This window comes from Candidatus Poribacteria bacterium, from assembly GCA_028820845.1.
Lineage (GTDB): Bacteria > Poribacteria > WGA-4E > WGA-4E > WGA-3G > WGA-3G.
The window spans coordinates 1-17,429 of record JAPPII010000108.1 but is presented as its reverse complement, the minus strand read 5'-3'; the positions used below and the strand labels follow the sequence as shown (position 1 = coordinate 17,429).

Annotated in this window: 15 protein-coding genes; 5 read left to right on the top strand and 10 right to left on the bottom strand. The window is 47.4% G+C overall.

Features of this window, described 5'->3' with window-relative positions:
* Nucleotides 1-348 precede the first annotated feature (348 nt).
* Nucleotides 349-1,458: an RNA-guided endonuclease TnpB family protein gene (locus OXN25_19625; GenBank protein MDE0427069.1), complete on the top strand. Its 1,110-nt coding sequence runs from the start codon at nucleotides 349-351 to the stop codon at nucleotides 1,456-1,458.
* Nucleotides 1,459-1,570: 112 nt separating this feature from the next.
* On the opposite strand, the gene OXN25_19620 is transcribed toward OXN25_19625, so the two are convergent.
* From OXN25_19620 to OXN25_19600, 5 genes are all read right to left on the bottom strand, one after another.
* Nucleotides 1,571-1,705: a hypothetical protein gene (locus OXN25_19620; GenBank protein MDE0427068.1), complete on the bottom strand. Its 135-nt coding sequence runs from the start codon at nucleotides 1,703-1,705 to the stop codon at nucleotides 1,571-1,573.
* A gap of 211 nt (nucleotides 1,706-1,916) precedes the next feature.
* Complete coding sequence (locus tag OXN25_19615; protein MDE0427067.1) at nucleotides 1,917-3,878, bottom strand: sigma-70 family RNA polymerase sigma factor; 1,962 nt, start codon at nucleotides 3,876-3,878, stop codon at nucleotides 1,917-1,919.
* Between the two features lie 249 nt (nucleotides 3,879-4,127).
* Nucleotides 4,128-4,769 (bottom strand): molybdenum cofactor guanylyltransferase, encoded by a 642-nt coding sequence (locus tag OXN25_19610; protein ID MDE0427066.1) that lies wholly within the window; start codon nucleotides 4,767-4,769, stop codon nucleotides 4,128-4,130.
* Nucleotides 4,750-5,913, bottom strand: a complete 1,164-nt coding sequence (locus OXN25_19605; GenBank protein ID MDE0427065.1) for a M28 family peptidase — start codon at nucleotides 5,911-5,913, stop codon at nucleotides 4,750-4,752. The genes OXN25_19610 and OXN25_19605 overlap by 20 nt, the downstream gene beginning before the upstream one ends.
* 9 nt (nucleotides 5,914-5,922) lie before the next feature.
* Nucleotides 5,923-7,302, bottom strand: coding sequence for a sulfatase-like hydrolase/transferase (locus OXN25_19600; GenBank protein MDE0427064.1), 1,380 nt, complete (start codon nucleotides 7,300-7,302; stop codon nucleotides 5,923-5,925).
* 192 nt (nucleotides 7,303-7,494) lie between these two features.
* On the opposite strand from OXN25_19600, the gene OXN25_19595 reads away from it, so the two are divergent.
* A complete protein-coding gene (locus tag OXN25_19595) occupies nucleotides 7,495-7,914 on the top strand; it encodes a VOC family protein (protein MDE0427063.1) in 420 nt (139 codons plus the stop codon).
* Nucleotides 7,915-7,916: 2 nt separating this feature from the next.
* Here OXN25_19595 and OXN25_19590 read toward each other — a convergent pair whose 3' ends face one another.
* Complete coding sequence (locus tag OXN25_19590) at nucleotides 7,917-8,732, bottom strand: M55 family metallopeptidase (protein MDE0427062.1); 816 nt, start codon at nucleotides 8,730-8,732, stop codon at nucleotides 7,917-7,919.
* A 232-nt stretch (nucleotides 8,733-8,964) separates the two neighbouring features.
* Here OXN25_19590 and argS point away from each other — a divergent pair, with 232 nt between their 5' ends.
* Together argS and OXN25_19580 are read left to right on the top strand one after the other, a co-directional pair.
* Nucleotides 8,965-10,674 carry an arginine--tRNA ligase gene (gene argS, locus OXN25_19585; protein ID MDE0427061.1) on the top strand — a complete coding sequence of 570 codons (1,710 nt, stop codon included), beginning with the start codon at nucleotides 8,965-8,967 and terminating at the stop codon, nucleotides 10,672-10,674.
* A gap of 33 nt (nucleotides 10,675-10,707) precedes the next feature.
* On the top strand, nucleotides 10,708-12,054 hold the full coding sequence (locus OXN25_19580) for an aminotransferase (GenBank protein MDE0427060.1): 1,347 nt from the start codon (nucleotides 10,708-10,710) through the stop codon (nucleotides 12,052-12,054).
* On the opposite strand, the gene mtnP is transcribed toward OXN25_19580, so the two are convergent.
* Nucleotides 12,022-12,879 (bottom strand): S-methyl-5'-thioadenosine phosphorylase, encoded by an 858-nt coding sequence (mtnP, locus tag OXN25_19575; protein MDE0427059.1) that lies wholly within the window; start codon nucleotides 12,877-12,879, stop codon nucleotides 12,022-12,024. The genes OXN25_19580 and mtnP overlap by 33 nt on opposite strands.
* Before the next feature lie 120 nt (nucleotides 12,880-12,999).
* Between mtnP and OXN25_19570 the strand changes: the two genes are divergently transcribed.
* Nucleotides 13,000-13,821 carry an MBL fold metallo-hydrolase gene (locus tag OXN25_19570; protein ID MDE0427058.1) on the top strand — a complete coding sequence of 274 codons (822 nt, stop codon included), beginning with the start codon at nucleotides 13,000-13,002 and terminating at the stop codon, nucleotides 13,819-13,821.
* A gap of 13 nt (nucleotides 13,822-13,834) precedes the next feature.
* Here the strand turns inward: OXN25_19570 and OXN25_19565 are convergent, their stop codons facing one another.
* From OXN25_19565 to OXN25_19555, 3 genes are all read right to left on the bottom strand, one after another.
* A complete protein-coding gene (locus tag OXN25_19565; protein MDE0427057.1) occupies nucleotides 13,835-14,833 on the bottom strand; it encodes a hypothetical protein in 999 nt (332 codons plus the stop codon).
* Nucleotides 14,834-14,895: 62 nt separating this feature from the next.
* Nucleotides 14,896-15,690: a LamG domain-containing protein gene (locus tag OXN25_19560; GenBank protein MDE0427056.1), complete on the bottom strand. Its 795-nt coding sequence runs from the start codon at nucleotides 15,688-15,690 to the stop codon at nucleotides 14,896-14,898.
* Nucleotides 15,691-15,771: 81 nt separating this feature from the next.
* Nucleotides 15,772-17,163: a tetratricopeptide repeat protein gene (locus tag OXN25_19555; GenBank protein ID MDE0427055.1), complete on the bottom strand. Its 1,392-nt coding sequence runs from the start codon at nucleotides 17,161-17,163 to the stop codon at nucleotides 15,772-15,774.
* Nucleotides 17,164-17,429: the final 266 nt, after the last annotated feature.

Below are 17,429 nucleotides of genomic sequence, written 5' to 3'. Positions count from 1 at the left end.
CGCGTCGTTAGAATTTTCTAAAGGGTGTTGTTTATACCCTCACTTGTTAAAGACACAATTTTCGACGGAATGCTTGCATAATATGAAAAAAATCTAAATTTTTATCCAAAAACTGGCAAATTGATTGGAATTACGGGAATTGACGGATTGAAAGCCCAATCCTTTAGGTTTGGGATGAAAATCCGCCCTTTTGGAAATGGCCAAATGTCTGAAAAAACATTTGACATTCAACCCAAAATTGTGGTACGATTAATATTATCACACTGGCAAACATACACAGCGTTACCGCTTGGTAACGTGTTTGCCACCCCACTGTGTAAGGGTTAAAAGTGTGATGTGTGATATACCATGAAAACCTACAAATATCCGTTTTATGATCAATCGAATTGTATTCGTCTTGGCAACCTGCTTGATGATATGTGGCAGGTTCACGCGTATTTTCATAAATGGCAACGTCAACGCTATAAGAATGGGCTGCCATATGCGAACCATGCTGCGATGTGTGCACATGTAACCGAGTTGAAACGCACTACACACCGACATTGGAAGGCATTGCCGAGTCAAGCGATTCAAGAAGAACTCAAACGTATTCACTTGGCGTATGACCGTTTTTTCAAGAAACTGGGCGGTAGACCGAAAATCAAACGTAAGCATAAGTTCAAATCCTTCACGCTCAAACAAGCAGGCTGGTCTCTGAAAGACAATCGCCTCACCCTCAATTTCAGAAAATGGAATAACGGTAAATGGCGACATGACAAAGTGGCTTATACATTATATAAACACCGTGATTTTTATGGGAATATCAGTCGAATCACGATCAAACGCGATAATTGCGGTGATTATTGGCTTTACATACTCACGGATTTTGTAGAAACAAAACCTTTGCCAACGACGGGTAAAAGTGTCGGGGCAGACTTCGGTATGAAAGACGCATATTTGACGCTGAGCACGGGTGAGAAAAAACAGCACCCACAACCTTTGAAACAGTCTTTGAAGAAACTTCGATCTCTCAACAAGGCATTGAGTCGTAAACAAAAAGGTTCTAACGGTTGGTGGCGGTGTGTGAGACAACTCGCACGTCTGTATCGGAAAATCAGTAACCAACGCAAAGACTTTCAGTGGCAACTTGCTTCTGAACTTTGTAAGAGATTTGACACCATCGCCATTGAAACCTTGAATCTTGCGGGTATGAAACGACTTTGGGGACGTAAAGTCTCCGACCTCGCGTTCTACCAGTTCGTTGAGCTATTGAAGTATAAGTGTAGCAAACATAAGCGTCATTTTGTCCAAATCGGGCAGTGGACAGCTTCCACAAAGCCTTGTTCCGATTGTGGTTTTCATAACGAAAATCTAACGCTCTCTGATAGGCAGTGGACATGTCCCGAATGTGGTTCTCACCACGACCGAGACATCAACGCTGCGATAAACATATTGCGGGCAGGGATAGCCGTTCTCTAACGATATGCCTGTAGTATAGGAGACTACAGGGAAACGCCCGCGGGTGGAGACGGAATAAGACGGTGGACTCTCTGAGAAAACCGCACTGTCTACGAAACCGAAGCCCACGCCTTTAGGCGTTGGGTGCTATCACCATCCGCCATACGAAGGCGTGTATCTGCTTTTCGTATTTTTTCACGAGAGCAGTGAAAGCATCTTCATCGCCTGCTATAACGTGTTCAATCCATTTAGGGTCGTCGTTTTTCATGCATATTCTCCAATCAATAATATCGGCTTGTGACATGTGACACATATTGTGGAGAAGAAGGTTGCATATTCGTAATTTTAAAAGGGGATGTGAGGATAGGCGGGCAATTTGGAGAAAATCTGCGGATAAGCGGGGCTCTGAGAATCAATTATTGAGGATGGCGTCTCAGATATCGTCTGTTTTTTCTATGGAACCATAAGATTAAACCCGTTTAATTTTGGTGTTGTGCTTTGAGTTCTCCCCAGCACACGGGCAGTTTGCCTATTGCATCGACGGCATGAAAATCGGTGTTAAACACCTCGACAGTTGGTAGAAATTCTCCGTTCTCCCCCTCGCCGCCGAAAACGTAAATTTTACCCTTAACAATTGCTACACCAAACGGGGTCTTTCCCGTTGGCATTGGCGGAATATCGCTCCACTCCTCTGTTTCTGGCGTATAGACATCTACAGTCGCAGGATCCCTACGGAGTCCGTCTTGCCAAACGAAACCACCAATTAAATAGATTTGATCGTCAACAACAACCGTTGAAGAATAGAGCCTCAGGTCCAATATATCATTTTTCTTTCGCCATTGATTGGTTTCTGGGTTATATTCCTCAACGACGGTCAGAAAGGTTCCACTCGGGTTCCCGACTTGTGGCCATCCACGTCCGCCGATGACATAAATGCGATTGTTGACAACGCCTACCCCGAAGTAATCGCGCCGGGTCGGCATCTTCGCACGTTCTGCCCATGTGTCAGTCTGTGGATCGTAGACTTCAACGCGGTCTGTCCACTTAAGTGAGTTGGACTCTTCTTTATTAGAATCCGCTAAACCTCCGATGGTATAGACCTTTCCAGCAACCACACCAATGCCGAAATTGCTACAAGGAAAGGGCATGTCCTGTTTTCTAACCCATGTATCTGTTTGAGGGTCATAAGCCTCTACGATATCCAGAAATTTGAAGTTTTCACCGCGGTTGTCTATCCCACTATAGCCTCCGAAGACATAGATAGTTCCATTGACAACCGCTGTCCTCGCACCGGCACGTGGTGTTGGCATATCTGTGCCTCTCTGCCAGATGTTCGTTTTGGGGTCATAGACTTCCACGGTTGAAAGCCCAAAGGGGCCGCGTCCATTTTCAAAGAGAGTGCCACCAATGAGATAAATTTTATCATCTACGACAACAGTGGAGAAGTTCGTTCTCTTGGTCGGAATTTCGGTTATCAGTTCCCAATGTGAGGTAGAAAAATGAGAGAAACCGAGCGGGGCATTATATACTGAATCTTTCTCGGAAATCTGTGAGTCTGTGTCTCCATTTTTTCCGGTAGCCCCAGCCTGTCCAATCTGGTTTCGCACAGCGGGTTTTGATTCAATATCAAGAACGAGAGTAGTATCAATGATTTCAATAGTGGCTTCGGCGGCTGTATTGAAACTATATGGCTTCTGGAATCGAATGAGATGTTGATTGCTTCCGCTGAGCAGCAAGGCAATCAATGCCGTAGCGGTCCCAAAAGCAATCCATGGGAGGAAAGGCTTACCGGTTGATGGAGGGACCGGTTTTATATCGGCGACTTGCCGCATGATGTTCTCGATCAGGCTGGCAGGTAATTGGAAACTACCGAGAATTTCGCTAATCAGGAGTTGCTCTTCTTGCTGTAAACGGATTCGTGCTCGACGGAGCCGACTCTTAACCGTGTTCACCGACACGCCTAAGAAATTGCCGATCTCCTTTGTCGTCATTTCACCGAGGTAGTAGAGCGTTACGACAGTGCGTTGACTCTCAGGCAGTTTTTCAAGAAGTTGTTTGACGATTTCATAGCGGCGTTCGGCATTTTCTGTTTCGCGTTGTTCTGATACGTAACGTGTATAAATGAATTTCTCTATCTCTTGGGTGTCTGTGTGCTCCAAGGACTGCATATCGGTCTTTTTCCGCTGGACCCAATTAATGCAAAGCCGATTCGCAATGACATAGAGCCACCCCGCAAACTGATTGGGGTTTTTTAAGGTAGCGAGTTTTTTGTATGCGTGGAGGAAAGTGTCTTGCGTAAGTTCTTCAGCAAAATGAAAATCGCCAATCTTACGCCACACGAGTGCATGAACGCCCTTTTCGTACTTTCGGACTAAGGTGCCGAATGCATTGTCATCGCCTAACAAAGTTTTTCGAACCAACTGTGCATCCTCTCTTACCATCAGAATCCTCCGTTTTCAAATGGGTATTGCTAAACAGAAATCTCGCTACACATAAGTTCAAGTTTGATATGATTGTTTATCAAACTTTTTATTTTCACCCTATTTTCCTTCTTTTATCTTGTTTTTCGCCATTCCAATTGTTAAAGACACAATTTATAGGCAAAAAGGGTGCATAATGCTAAAAAAAATTGATTTTAGCCGATAAATATGTAGAATATCACTTAAATCAGGCAAACTGTGGAAGGTAATTTACTGCTGGCTTTGCGATCTCATATAGGAAGTAGCGCGGGCAAAGTCTTCTGGCGTGTTGATGTTGAAAAAGGACATACCGTCTGGATCGAACTTCTGCCAGATTTCAGGTGGGATACGCTTTATGTTTGCCCATTCCTGTAGTGCGTGGACACGCAGCTCAGATTCTTGGAGCATCCGCTCAATGATAGATAGACAGGATTTAGAATAGGCAGCGCACAAGGTTTGAAGCGTTAGGTGTGTTTTGTCACGACTGGTGGTATAAGGCATAACGGCATCATATTCAGCCAGAACGGAGACCAGATAGGTAAGCAGTTTCGGTACGAAAAACGGACTATCGCACGCAACACAGAGCACAACATCGTGTGAAGCGTGCGTCAAACCGGTATAGATACCACCCAACGCACCGGTGTTTGGAACAAGGTCTTTGTGCATCGGTAAGCCTACGTGCGTGTATTCAGCAGGATTGTTGGTAATAAGGAGGAGTTCATCTGTAACGAGACGCATGCGATGGATGACATGTCCGATGAGAGAGTCTCCGCCAAGCTGCAGGAGTGCCTTATTCTCTCCCATTCGTCGGCTTTTACCGCCTGCAAGGATGACCCCCGTCACCGGTGATGTTTTATGTGCTTTTAATGACATCGGTAATTAACTCACCTACCTGTTGTAGACTTTCCACATTGAGTAAGTCGGCATTATCTTGTTTTGAGTGGATTTTCAGGGCAACGCTACCCACATCTCCTGCCGTTAGCGTAACCGTTTCAAATCCACGACTCGCCATCGGAATGCTGTCCAACCCGACACCTATCGGCAGATACCGTTCCGATACCTGGACGCCGAGGGATTCACCTGATGTCCGAAATATCTTAGCTAACTCGCGCGTTGTACTGACCGGTGGAATACCGTAGCGGGTAACGAGGTTGACACCGTTTCCAACACCGAGGCCATCTAAGTTGATGATGTAGGTATGATTACGGTTATATTCATCAGCATGCTTTTGGATATAACGCAGGGCACCGCACATACCAAGCTCTTCTGCGCCCGCAGCGAGGAAGGTAATAGGTCTTTTCTCACGGCGCGCCATCACCACACGCGCAATCTCAAGCATGACCCCAACGCCGGAGGCGTTATCAAAACCGCCAGGAGAACGATTCTGCGTCAAATTGATTTGCAAGAGCAGAAGGCAAAAGACAGTAATTCCAGTAATACTCCAGATAGCATAACCCGGCATCCAAACAGCCGTGATAACCTGAATCACTGTTGCCAGTGTGAGTCCAATAAGTCCGAGAATTGCTATACCGTAAGCCGCTGCTCGCACAACAATGGGTAATACCTGTGATTTGGAGTCGTAGTGTGCTACGAACAGGACGGCAGACGCATTATCATTCGGTTTCCTACCGTTCGTCGCGATAATGTTCTCCGAATCATACTTTCTGCCCACATTATACAACCCTTCAAACCGTCTCTGCCATTGGGTGAAAAACAACGCCACGAAGATACTGAGTAGGCAGGCGAGACATACAGGTATCGGAAACCGTTCACCGAACCACGGCACAGAGACCACTACAGGCACAAAGAGACCACAAAGGATACGGGGTAGTACTTCAGCGGGAAATTTTGTGAAGTGGAAAGGTTCCTTTACAACGTGCAGTCCGAGCTCAGTGAATTGCTCGACGATATACGCCCGCGCGTCAGGCTCACCTGTGCTGCCCACCAGTCTTGGAAAAGCGAGTTGTCTGATGTGATGATACGCGCGTTTTGCATCATAAGCGAGGTTTGCGTCCATTGGAATTTATCAATCCGCGCCTAACTCTGAACGGAACCGCCGTCCTAAACGACCACTGAGTGTCCTCACAGTTTCGCGTTCTGAGGATGCGATGTTATGCAGCTCCGAAGGATCGTTTTCCAAATCGTAGAGTTCCGTTACATCGTTGTAGTTTTCGATGAGTTTATGTGTTGCTGTCCGGATACATCGGAAGTTTCGGAGCGCACTCACGGTTTCGGAGCGGTGTGTTTCGGTTTCACCGTGAAGAACGGGGACAATAGACCTCGCGTCAATACGTGGCAACACAGGCACCCCCACCAGATCACATATCGTCGGATTCAAATCAATGAGTTCCACCAGACTCTCTGAAATCTGGTTTCCCGCAATGCCGGGTCCAGCGACGATAAGTGGGACTCTCAGCGACGCCTCATACGCGACACTCTTTGTGTAAAGCCCGTGGTCCCCAAGCATTTCACCGTGGTCGCTGGAATAGATGATATAGGTATTATCAAGCATTCCGCGTTGTTCGAGTGCACGGAGCATCTTTCCGATTTGGTCGTCAATCAATTCCGTCGCAGCGCAGTACTGTTGTCGTGTTACAGTGATCTCCTCTGGACTCACATCAACGACGCGTCGTTTCACCCATTCAGGTTTTCCGTCCATATCGTCAGCAACCGCAGGCGGCATCTCGGCGTGGCGATACTTGTCCCCGTATTCAGTCGGCGGGTCGAACGGATCGTGCGGTCCGACAAAACTCACGAACATGTGCCACGGGAAGTCGTCTGGGATATTCTCAATAAATTCGGTTGCCCGCCTGCCAATGTAGGTATCTGCGAAGTCTTCTGTCGAAAGAACGGAATCGTGAGAACCGTTTTTAATCCAACCGCCGCCACTGCGTTTACGATAATCTTCGTGAAATGCCTTGAGCATACCTTTTTCCTGAAGGTAGTGAGTATAAGGACCGATAGGTGTTGGCGAACTTCCAGCGTGCATCTTGCCTTCACACTCTTCGGGATGTGTGAATCCCCAACTATAAGTACGTGGACGGTCACCGTAACGTCCGTTATAGCCGTCAGGTTTAGCGAGGTCGAGTTTTCCGACACATCCGACGCGATAGCCGTAATCACGGAGCTGTTGGTAATAGGTCGAGACGTTAGCGGGTAGAAAACTCCCGTTGTCCACTGCTCCCACACGGGAAGGCTGCAATCCCGACGCGAGGGCAATACGTGATGGCGCACAAACTGGCGCGTTCACGGTGCAGTTTGGAAAACTCACGCCTTGTTCCGCCAAGCGACGTAAGTTAGGCGTATTGAGGGCAGTAGGCGCATTTTCATCAGTTTCCAGATAATCGTAACGGTGCTGGTCTGACATGATAAAGAGAACATTTGGTCTATCGGTTTTTCGGTTCATTTTGAGTCCTATAGGTATGCCATAGCGTGATGGTAGGCGTTTTGCATGTCTAATAGAATATCTCTGCTTAATTCTGTCATCATTGTAGACGGTAGTGCTCTAATTTTCAACCAAAAAATCACCCCTAACCTTCTTGCTAAAATTTACGGAATACGCTATTATATCCACACAATTCTCAAAAAGGAGACAAACATGGCAGTTTTTTTACATACACGGGTTCGCGTCAGCGACCTTGACGGTTCTATTGATTGGTATTGCGATCACTTGGGATTCAAAGTCCTCAGTCGAAGTGATAAATCACCGGCGGGTAACCAGATTGTGCACCTTGAACTCCCAGGAAACGCACACACCTTAGAACTCACCTATTCACCCGACTTTGACCTTCAGGTCCAAGAGGATCTGATGCATTTTGCTATCGGTGTACCCGACATTGTTGAATTTTGCGACGGATTAGAGGAAGCAGGACTGGAAATTTGGCCCGATGAATGGCGCGAACAGTTCACATCTGGCGGAATGAAAATGGCGTTTATCACCGATCCTGACGGTTATGAAGTTGAAATATTAGAACGGGCAGATGCCTCCGGCGATCCGCTGGATGTTCTTGACGAATAATCCTAACCGTAGGGCCAGAATTGGTTCCACGCAGTCAACCAATCCTTCGCACGACTTTCGACGTTAACGGGCCCGGTTATCTCAACACCTGCGCGCCCTTTAAAGTCTGCGAGTTTATCAACACTTGAGAGTTCGATCTTGATTGTCGTCGGTGCTGCCGGAATGTAAGGCTTAACCCGACTTAAATCTTGAAGGGCATCTCGCGCGCCCTCCTCAATCAATTGACGAGCACGTACCGGGGGCAATTGTCGCGCACTATATCGGCTGAGCCCCTGTTTAACGACGACCGTGGGCAATACGTCGCCGAGAAGTTCTTTTGCTTCTCGGCAGACTGCCGCGTCGCCTGTGACAAGCGCGACTGGCACGCTGTATGCGCCGTTGAGCGCAGCGTTCACGCCGGTTTCACCGACCAAATCGTCGTTGAACCACAGATTCCGGTACTGTACACTGGAAATCGTATGGCACAACACACCGTCAGGCGTACCGTTGCGGGCATGCATACCGATGAGCAAGCAGGCATCGCACCCGCTTTTCCACATATCTTCATAGCGTCCCCAGCCGTGATGCGCCACCCACTCACAATCTGGATGAATTTTCTCTGGAATGAGTGAGTTGAAAGTCCAGCCTTTCCCCGCACCGTGACAATCCACAACGACGATTTCTGTCGCGCCCGCAGCTTTCGCACCACGCACCGCGGCGTTAATCTCTTCTGTATAGAGGTGTCTTCCTTCCTCAAACATCGGTGCGCCACCACTCACCTGATCCCACACAACGATACCACTGACCCCTTCCATATCCGACATGATAAGTACCCGCATTGCTATCCCCTTTTTTCTTTACATCTACTATGGAAAATCTTAGTTTTTAGGTAGTATAAACCCGCTTTTCTTAAAATTCAAGCAGAAAATTGTTGTACCGGACCCTTGCTAATCGCTGACTACTGAATGATTTTTTGACATAAGCAGTCTATTGTGCTATAATTCTGTTAGTTAATCGAAAAAATGTTGAATTTAATAAAAAAATAACTGATACAGAATCTTAATTTTGCCTATGGACGCAATCAAAACAGAAGTTTACAATATCCTTGAAAATGCAATCCGTGCCGCTATGGAGTCTGGTGAGCTCTCTATAGCCGAAGTGCCGGATATCCCCTTTTCCCCAACGAAGACCCCTGAACACGGCGATTTCGCCACCCCGGTCGCATTAGGGCTCGCAAAACAGGCACGGATGGCACCCCGCAACATCGCCGAAATCATTGTTAGGCACATCAATCTTGACACACATCCAACCGTCCGCCAAATTGACATTGCTGGGGCAGGTTTTATAAACATTCATCTCTCAGATGAATGGCTCTACGACACGCTCCGAACAATTGCATCAATGCAATCGCAATATGGCACGTGCGACAAGGGGGCAGGAAAACACCTGCAGATTGAGTTTGTCAGTGCTAACCCGACAGGACCGCTTAATATTGTGAGCGGACGCGCCGCAGCTGTCGGAGATACCCTCGTTAACCTCCTAAACGCTATAGGTTATAAAGCAATCCGTGAATTCTATGTCAACGATGCCGGTGGTCAAGTCGAGCGACTCGGTGCGTCGATTGATGTCCGTTATCGACAGGCACTCGGTGAAGAGAATCTGGAAATTCCAGAAGGGGGATATCAGGGAGAATATCTCCGGGAATTCGCGGAGGCAATTGTTAAAACTGAGGGTGATAAGTTTCTTCAACTTGAAAAGGACGAGCGAATTGCCCACTTCCGCGATAAAGGTATCGCCCACATATTGGCACAGCAGGAAGCCTCTTTAGAACGTTTTGGCGTTCGCTTCGATGTCTGGTCGAGTGAAAAAGCGATTCGGGACAGCCGGAAACCCGAGGAAATCATCGAACTCTTTCGAGAAAAAGCGTACCTCTATGAAGCCGAAGGCGCGACGTGGTTTCGGATGACAAATTTTGGCGACGATAAAGACTGCGTGGTCATCCGGAGGAACGGCGAATATACCTATTTCGTGCCGGATGCCGCGTATCACCGAGATAAGTTTGACAGAGGGTTCACAACAGTCATTGATCTGCTCGGACCCGATCATCAAGGACATATTACACGCCTCAAAAACTTTGTCAAAGCCCTCGGTATGCCCGATAATTGGCTCGAAATTTCGATTATTCAGCAGGTGAACCTCGTTGATGCTGAAGGTAATCGGTTGGATATGTCAAAACGGCGCGGACAGTTCTTTACACTTGATGCGCTTATTGATGAACTCGCCGAAACTGTTGGTGAGCAATTCGCCGTAGATGTTGCCCGCTATTTCTTCCTCATGCGTGCCAACAATACGCATCTTGATTTCAATATAGAATTGGCGGTCACGCACGCCAGCGAAAACCCGGTCTTTTACATTCAATACGCACATGCACGGTGCTGTAGCATTTTCGAGCAGGGGAATGAACAAGGCATCACATCCAAACCAATTGAGGCAGTCTCCCTGAAACGACTCACTGAACTGATCGAGCATGAACTGATTCGGAAATTAGCCGAATTCCCATCAGTCGTGCTACTGAGTGCCGAGACGCGCGAGGCGCACCGTATTCCGCATTATCTACACGAACTTGCCGGAATTTTTCATCCCTACTACAACCAACACCGGGTCCTCGATCCGTCGGACATGGAAAAGACGCACGCACGACTGATTCTGGTGCAGAGCGTGCAAACGGTATTGCGGAATGGATTGACACTGCTGGGCATTTCTGCCCCCACATCTATGTAAAGAGGTACAATCTGAGGTAAAGAAAACATGACGATGGACTATAGAAAAACAGATAAGGCGCACGTGTGGCATCCACTGTTTCAGCATCAACGCCTTGAAGAGACATCACTGGCTGTATTTGAATCTGCACACGGCACAACACTCGTGGATTCAGACGGACGCGAGTACTTAGATGCTTATTCGGCGTTGTGGAATGTCAATGTTGGTTACGGACGGCAGGAGATAGCAGATGCTGTTTACGAACAGATACAGAGGCTGCCCTACTATCCACACTCACAGATTAACGTGCCTGCCACGGTATTAGCCGAGCAACTCGCTGCATGTCTGCCGGGTGATTTGAACCACGTCTATTTCTGCAATAGCGGTTCGGAGGCAAATGAAACCGCTATCAAAATGGCACGGCAGTATGGTAGGCAGACCTATCCGGGTGAGAATCGCTATAAGATTATCAGTCGTTATCGGGGCTATCATGGATTCACGTATGGCGCACTATCAGCGACGGGACAGGCACGAAGAAGGAAAGCGTTTGAACCCCTCGTCCCGGGATTTTTACATGCGCATCCGCCTTATTGCCACCGATGTCCCATCGGGTTAGAATACCCATCTTGTGGGACCGAATGCGCCGATGAGATTGAACGGATGATTCACTGGGAAGGCCCCGAAACCGTCATCGCTGTCATCGCTGAACCGATCATCGGTGGCGGTGGCGTGATTGTTCCACCCGACGAATACCTCCCAAGGCTCCGGCAAATCTGCGACGACTACGGCTTACTCCTCATCCTTGATGAGGTGATTACCGGTTTCGGACGCACCGGAAAGATGTTTGCATGTGAGCATTGGGACGTACAACCTGACCTCATTACGTTGGCAAAAGGATTGACAAGCGGCTATATACCACTCGGTGCCTGTGTCGCTTCAGCGGAAGTTTTCAATGCATTCCTTGGGGAGTCCAACGAAAATAAGGAATTTGCGCAGGTCTGTACCTACGGTGGACATCCTGTGGCGTGTGCTGCGGGGATCGAGAATCTGAAAATTCTTCAAGAGGAACGCCTCTCGGAAAATGCAGAAAAAGTTGGTGCGTATCTACTCTCGAAGTTAGAAGCGTTGAGTGCCTTACCGATTGTCGGCGATGTCCGCGGTAAAGGGTTAATGCTCGCTGTGGAACTCATCGAAGTCGATGGCGCGCATCTCGAAACGGCAAAGACGAACCAAATTGTAGGGCAATTACGAGAAGAAGGTATTATCGTCGGGAAAATCGGTCATGCTATCGAGGAACCCGAAAATATTATTTTCCTGGCACCGCCACTTATTCTAACCGAAGCGGAGGCAGATAAAATCTTTGAAACGCTACGTCAAGTACTTGTCCAACAAGAGTTTTAACTGGTGTCGTTTCGCCGGTGGTATCTTGTCTGGATGTGTAGCGAGTGCGTATTCAAGCGCACCTGAACAAGCGCAGCTCCGTTGTTCCTCTGGAATTTTGGCAATAGCACTGCGCACTATTTTCTTGGAAGTTTCAACGTTAAAACGGACGTTATCAAGGATCATCTCGGTGGTCACGTTATCGTGATCAGGGTGCCAGCAATCGTAATCTGTGGAACAGGCAAGAACGGCGTAACAGATTTCTGCCTCGCGAGCGAGTTTGGCTTCAGGAGCTGCGGTCATTCCGATAATGTCAAATCCGAAATGTCGGTAGACATTAGATTCCGCTTGCGTTGAAAACGCTGGTCCCTCCATACAGATGTAGGTGCCACCGTTATGTACCGCTGCCCCGGTCTCCGAGGCTCCTGTGGACAAAAGCCGACTCAGGTCTGAACAAAAAGGGTGGGCAAGACTGATGTGAGCGGCAATACCGTCCCCGAAAAAGGTTGACTGCCGATCTTTGGTATGATCGTAGAGTTGATCTGGTACAACAAAGTGACGAGGTTCAATATCTTGACGGAGGCTTCCGACCGCACTCACGGAGATAAGCCATTCGACACCTAACGATTTTAAAGCATAAATATTAGCGCGGACATTAATCTCTGAGGGTAAAATCCGATGACCAACGCCGTGTCGTGGTAGGAAAACAACAGGTTTTCCATCAAGGTTACCCAGAATAAGAGCATCGCTGGGTTTGCCGAAAGGGGTTTCGATCTCGATTTCTTCGATATCTGTTAAGCCTTCCATCTGATAAAAGCCGCTACCGCCAATAATTCCAATACGCATTTTTTCTCCTTTCATGAGGCATAACTGATGAGTTGTCAGTGTGTGGTAAGGACAGAAAAATTGATGAATTCGTCTATCGCCACCTCACTGAGAACCAATAACTAAAAACTGATAATTACTATGGCACTGTTGCAATGTGATAATTTAACACTTGAGGGAAAATCCAGTTCCGCTGTCGCGACTTACATACGGGTGAAGGAGCTTGATCTGGTTTTCGATTTAGGCAGATGTCCGATGAATTTCATCGGCATTAACAATGTCTTTATCTCACATTTTCACCTTGATCACTACTTTGGATTACCCATCTATATCAGCCAACGTTGGCTTTCTGGTATACCACCGGGTAATATCTATGTGCCGTCCAGTGGTTCTAAACAGTTGATGCAGATCCTCGATAAGATCGCCGCCTTGGATACAGGTCGGAGTTGGGCATATCAGATCACCCCCGTTCGCGTGGGGGATGTGATTCCGTTCCGACAGAATCTGGTTGCCCATATTTTGCCCGGTAACCATAGTGTCCCAGCGGTATCTTATCTGATTTGTGAGGTCCGTAAGAAGTTGAAGCCGGAATTTCAGCATCTGTCCGGACGCGACATTGCCGAATTGAGAAAGTCAGGGATTGAGGTGACAAAGGAGGTGCAATTACCGTTGATTGCCTATCTTGGAGATACGAGGGGCATTCCTGTTGATGCACATCCCTTGCTTAAACAATGCAAAGTCTTGATTTGTGAATGCACTTTCATCCTACCCGAACATCGGACACGTGCGAAGAGAACAAGGCATTTACATCTTGAGATGTTACCTTCCATGTTAGCCAATGTTGAGAGCGAGCACGTTGTCTTAATTCATTTCTCCCGCCGTTATACACCAGAACTCGTCCGACAAAAAGTGTTTAACTACTTACCTTCAGAGGAACGTTCTCGGGTCCAACTGTTTCTCTAATATCCAGCCCCAACTATACGGAAACTGCCTGTTCGGGTGTCCCCGCTCGTTCCATGTAAAGGTGTGTTGTCACAATTGCCCAGATCGGTGCTAATATCGCGTTTATTAGTGTGTTTAGCGCAATCATCACCCCGATTCCCCAAACGGGTGCATCTGGTAAGGTTATTTGAACCTGACCCCCGACAAAGAGACCGAAGAATTTCCCTGATTGCAGCACCTCGCGCAGCGGCGCAAATTCGGACGCGACCACAGAAAAGAATAGCAACGTTAAACCGAAAACCGCGGTGGTGAACACCATTGTCCCCAAGGTAAGCAATAGATACATGCCAAACAACTGTCCCCATCTCCCGCGGACAAGCTCACTACTCCGGCGAAGTGCAGCAACTATGGATAGATTTTCAATAATTATACACTGATTGTAGAGACTCCATTTTACGAGAAAATAGACAGCGATAGCACCTGCAATCAGTGTAGGTAGGAGGGCGGGCCCCATTAATGTACCCTGGATCAGAAAAGCTTCAAGTACGCCTGCGATAAATATGAGAATGAGCACAGGAGCTCCCATCACAAGTAGCATCAAAGGCCATGCTGCCAGGATAGATAGAGCCTTGCGGCGCGTCAGTCGCCACACTTCACCAAAAGTAACATTTTTCTCACGATGCTGATAGATGATGATCAAGCTAAGCGGGCACATCGCTAACCATAGGAAACCGATACCGAAGGTGGCCCCATGGAAACCTACGCTAGAGTGTACACCGATTGAGGTCGCGGAAAGTTGACCGAATGCAGTGATGTTCCCTGATGTGCTAAGCCTCCATAGTGCCTCTGGGTTTGCTAATTTAGCAACAAGGAAAAAGGTACTATTGAATACGAGGCTAACAACGATGACAGGTAACATCACACGCCAAAACAGACCGAAATGGTTTCGATACTCTTGAAATATCCTTGGCACCCTCCCCTGTCGCCGCGGCATTGCTGCTGTATCATCTATATTCCCCAAGGCATTTTGCATGACTTCATTCCTCTTCAAAAACGTCGAACGCTGGTACCAAGATCTCGACTATGATACAGTTATTAACGACGAGCTCGCTTGATTTTTCCCCACGCTGTTGTTAATTTATTCAACGCTTCAACGGCGAGTCCCTGTTCGGCGAGTTTTAGAATCTCATCTTCAGACAGTGCCCTGTCGAATATCATCACCTCATCAATAATACCTTTGAAATAACGATTGCCGCCACAACAGTCAACCCACCCGATGTTCAATGGACCAATCGGCTGTTCAACATGCGGGATGTCGTTGATCCCTTTCGTCAAGCCGTCAGCATCGCTATAGATGTAAAGTATTGCGTGCTTTGGTTCAATCGTCATCGCGGCGAGAGCCCACTCCTCCATCGGAATCTCCGGTCCGCCGTCCCAACGCCATGTTTCAGCGGAATTATTGTTCCAAACATAGTGGAGCAGGTCGTTGTCGCCAAATATCAGTTCTGTGGCAGTCGGGGTACGCGACCCAACGATACCTGCCCAATCGGAGGCTTTCCAGCCGTTAATCCATGCTGCGTAAGTTGTTGTTTCAGTAATAACTTTGTAATCGGCAATATGGATATTCTGTGAACCACCATCCAATTCAACCCCTTTGCCGATGCGTGCATTGACCCATGCCGGGCCACCGACGACTTCTCCATCGTGTTTGCCAACTATATCCATAGCATCGCCATCAAGTGGCCAGTAGTTGATGAGTCCATCTCGGAGATCGGCGGCACTCGGGAGAGTAAATAACATGACGAAGAAAAGTGAAAAAAACATATAGCGGAATGTAAATTCAACACAACATTCAGAGGGTGTTCTGATACCAAACATTTTCGTGAACATAGTGATCCCTTCCCTTTTAAATACGTATAGGGAAACCAAAGCACGAGGCATGGTTTCCCTATCGTTCCAGTGAGTCGAAAATTAGCTACCCATACCGGGATGAGAATTTGCATCTTGATCAGATGTGCCAGCTTCTTGTTCTTGATAGAACAGATATCCATCTTCATCTTGGTCAAGTTCATATTGGCGCACAATCTGCTCTGCTTCGCGAAGGTAGGGGGTGTCACCCTTTGTAATACTCATATAGGCTTTGAATCCTTCGTAAGCAGCACCGAATTCACGGATAGAGCGATAACAGACCGCTTGTTGGTAAACGGCTTCGTTGCGCCATACAGACTCGGGGGCATTTTCAAACAGATTGTCGTATGCCTCGATTGCCCGTTCATACTCAGCACTTTGCTGATAGAGCGTACCGATACGATACATAGCATCTGCGGCGGCGAATTTCTTGTGGGATAAATCTCGTACCAACGTACTGTACGCATTAATAGCACGAGGGAAGTTGCGAAGTCTTTCCCAGTTACCCGCAATCTGTTGGAAATTTTGGACGACCTGATCACTATACCCCATCACCCACATATCAGCAGGGGTAATCTTTCGTCCGGTCTTTTGGTATTCGACCGCTTTCTTATTGCGAAACTTATCGATTTCGTCCATCAGGAAACTAATTTCCGTCAAAACTTCCGCTGTCTGCTTTAGAAGTGTGCCGGCTTGTGAGGCTTCGTAAGAATCCGGGAATTTCTCCACGACTGCCGTATACGCGGGCCAACCGCCGATATAGTCATAAATCTTGTAGAAGTAGAGGTTGCCGATTTGAAATTGGGCTTGTGGTGCTTTCGGGTGCTCAGGAAATTCTTCGACCATTCGCTCATAGTTACGGGTGGATTCCGTGTAATTCTCTAAGCTTTCATAAGCACGTGCGACTTCGTAGAGTGCCTCTGCAGCAATATTAAAGGTTTCATCTGTCGGTTCACTATCATAAATAGCTTTATAGTTTTGATACTCAGCCCGCTTTGTCTTAATGATTTCGCGATTCTTCCGAATATTCGCTGTGCCACCTTTTGCCTCGTTGGCGTAATATCCAGTGGGATCCAAGGTAACAATGGCATCATAATGCTCAACCGCTTTGTCCCAGTCATAGCCGCGCTTGTAGATTTTAGCAATCTGGTAATGTGCGCGCTGTGCCCATTTTCCCTTCGTATCGCGGTCAATAACCTCTAAATAGAGCGTCATCGCTCTATCATAGAGTGCCCGTTGCTTCGCGCGGTTCTCCTCCATTTTTTCGGGATCATCGTCGCGGATATCCATAGTTTCTGCCTGGTCAAACGCACTGTCGGCATTCTGGATCTTGGCACCGATCGGAACGATATTGACACCGCATCCCAGAATCGTCACAGACAGAAGTGCGAAGGCAAGGATGAGAAGTGAGGCTCGACCTATTCGGAGATCGAAGTCGTGTGTGAAACGGTTCATCGTGAGTCCTCCTTAGGAATGTAAAAATCTGCTGGTATATCTCTAACTTACGCAGCAGCCGTTCATTGCTGTCCACATTATACTAAATTTGCAAAAAAAGTCAACATTTTTTATTTTTAAAAATACGAAAAACTTGACAAACATCGAAAAGTGTGTAAGAATTGAACTTGTGTAAAGGATTGATACGCCAATCGCGCTATTATTGTTAGTATAAATAGGACTTACGCAAAATTAGAAAATGAGTTGATATATTCTCAGTCGTCGCT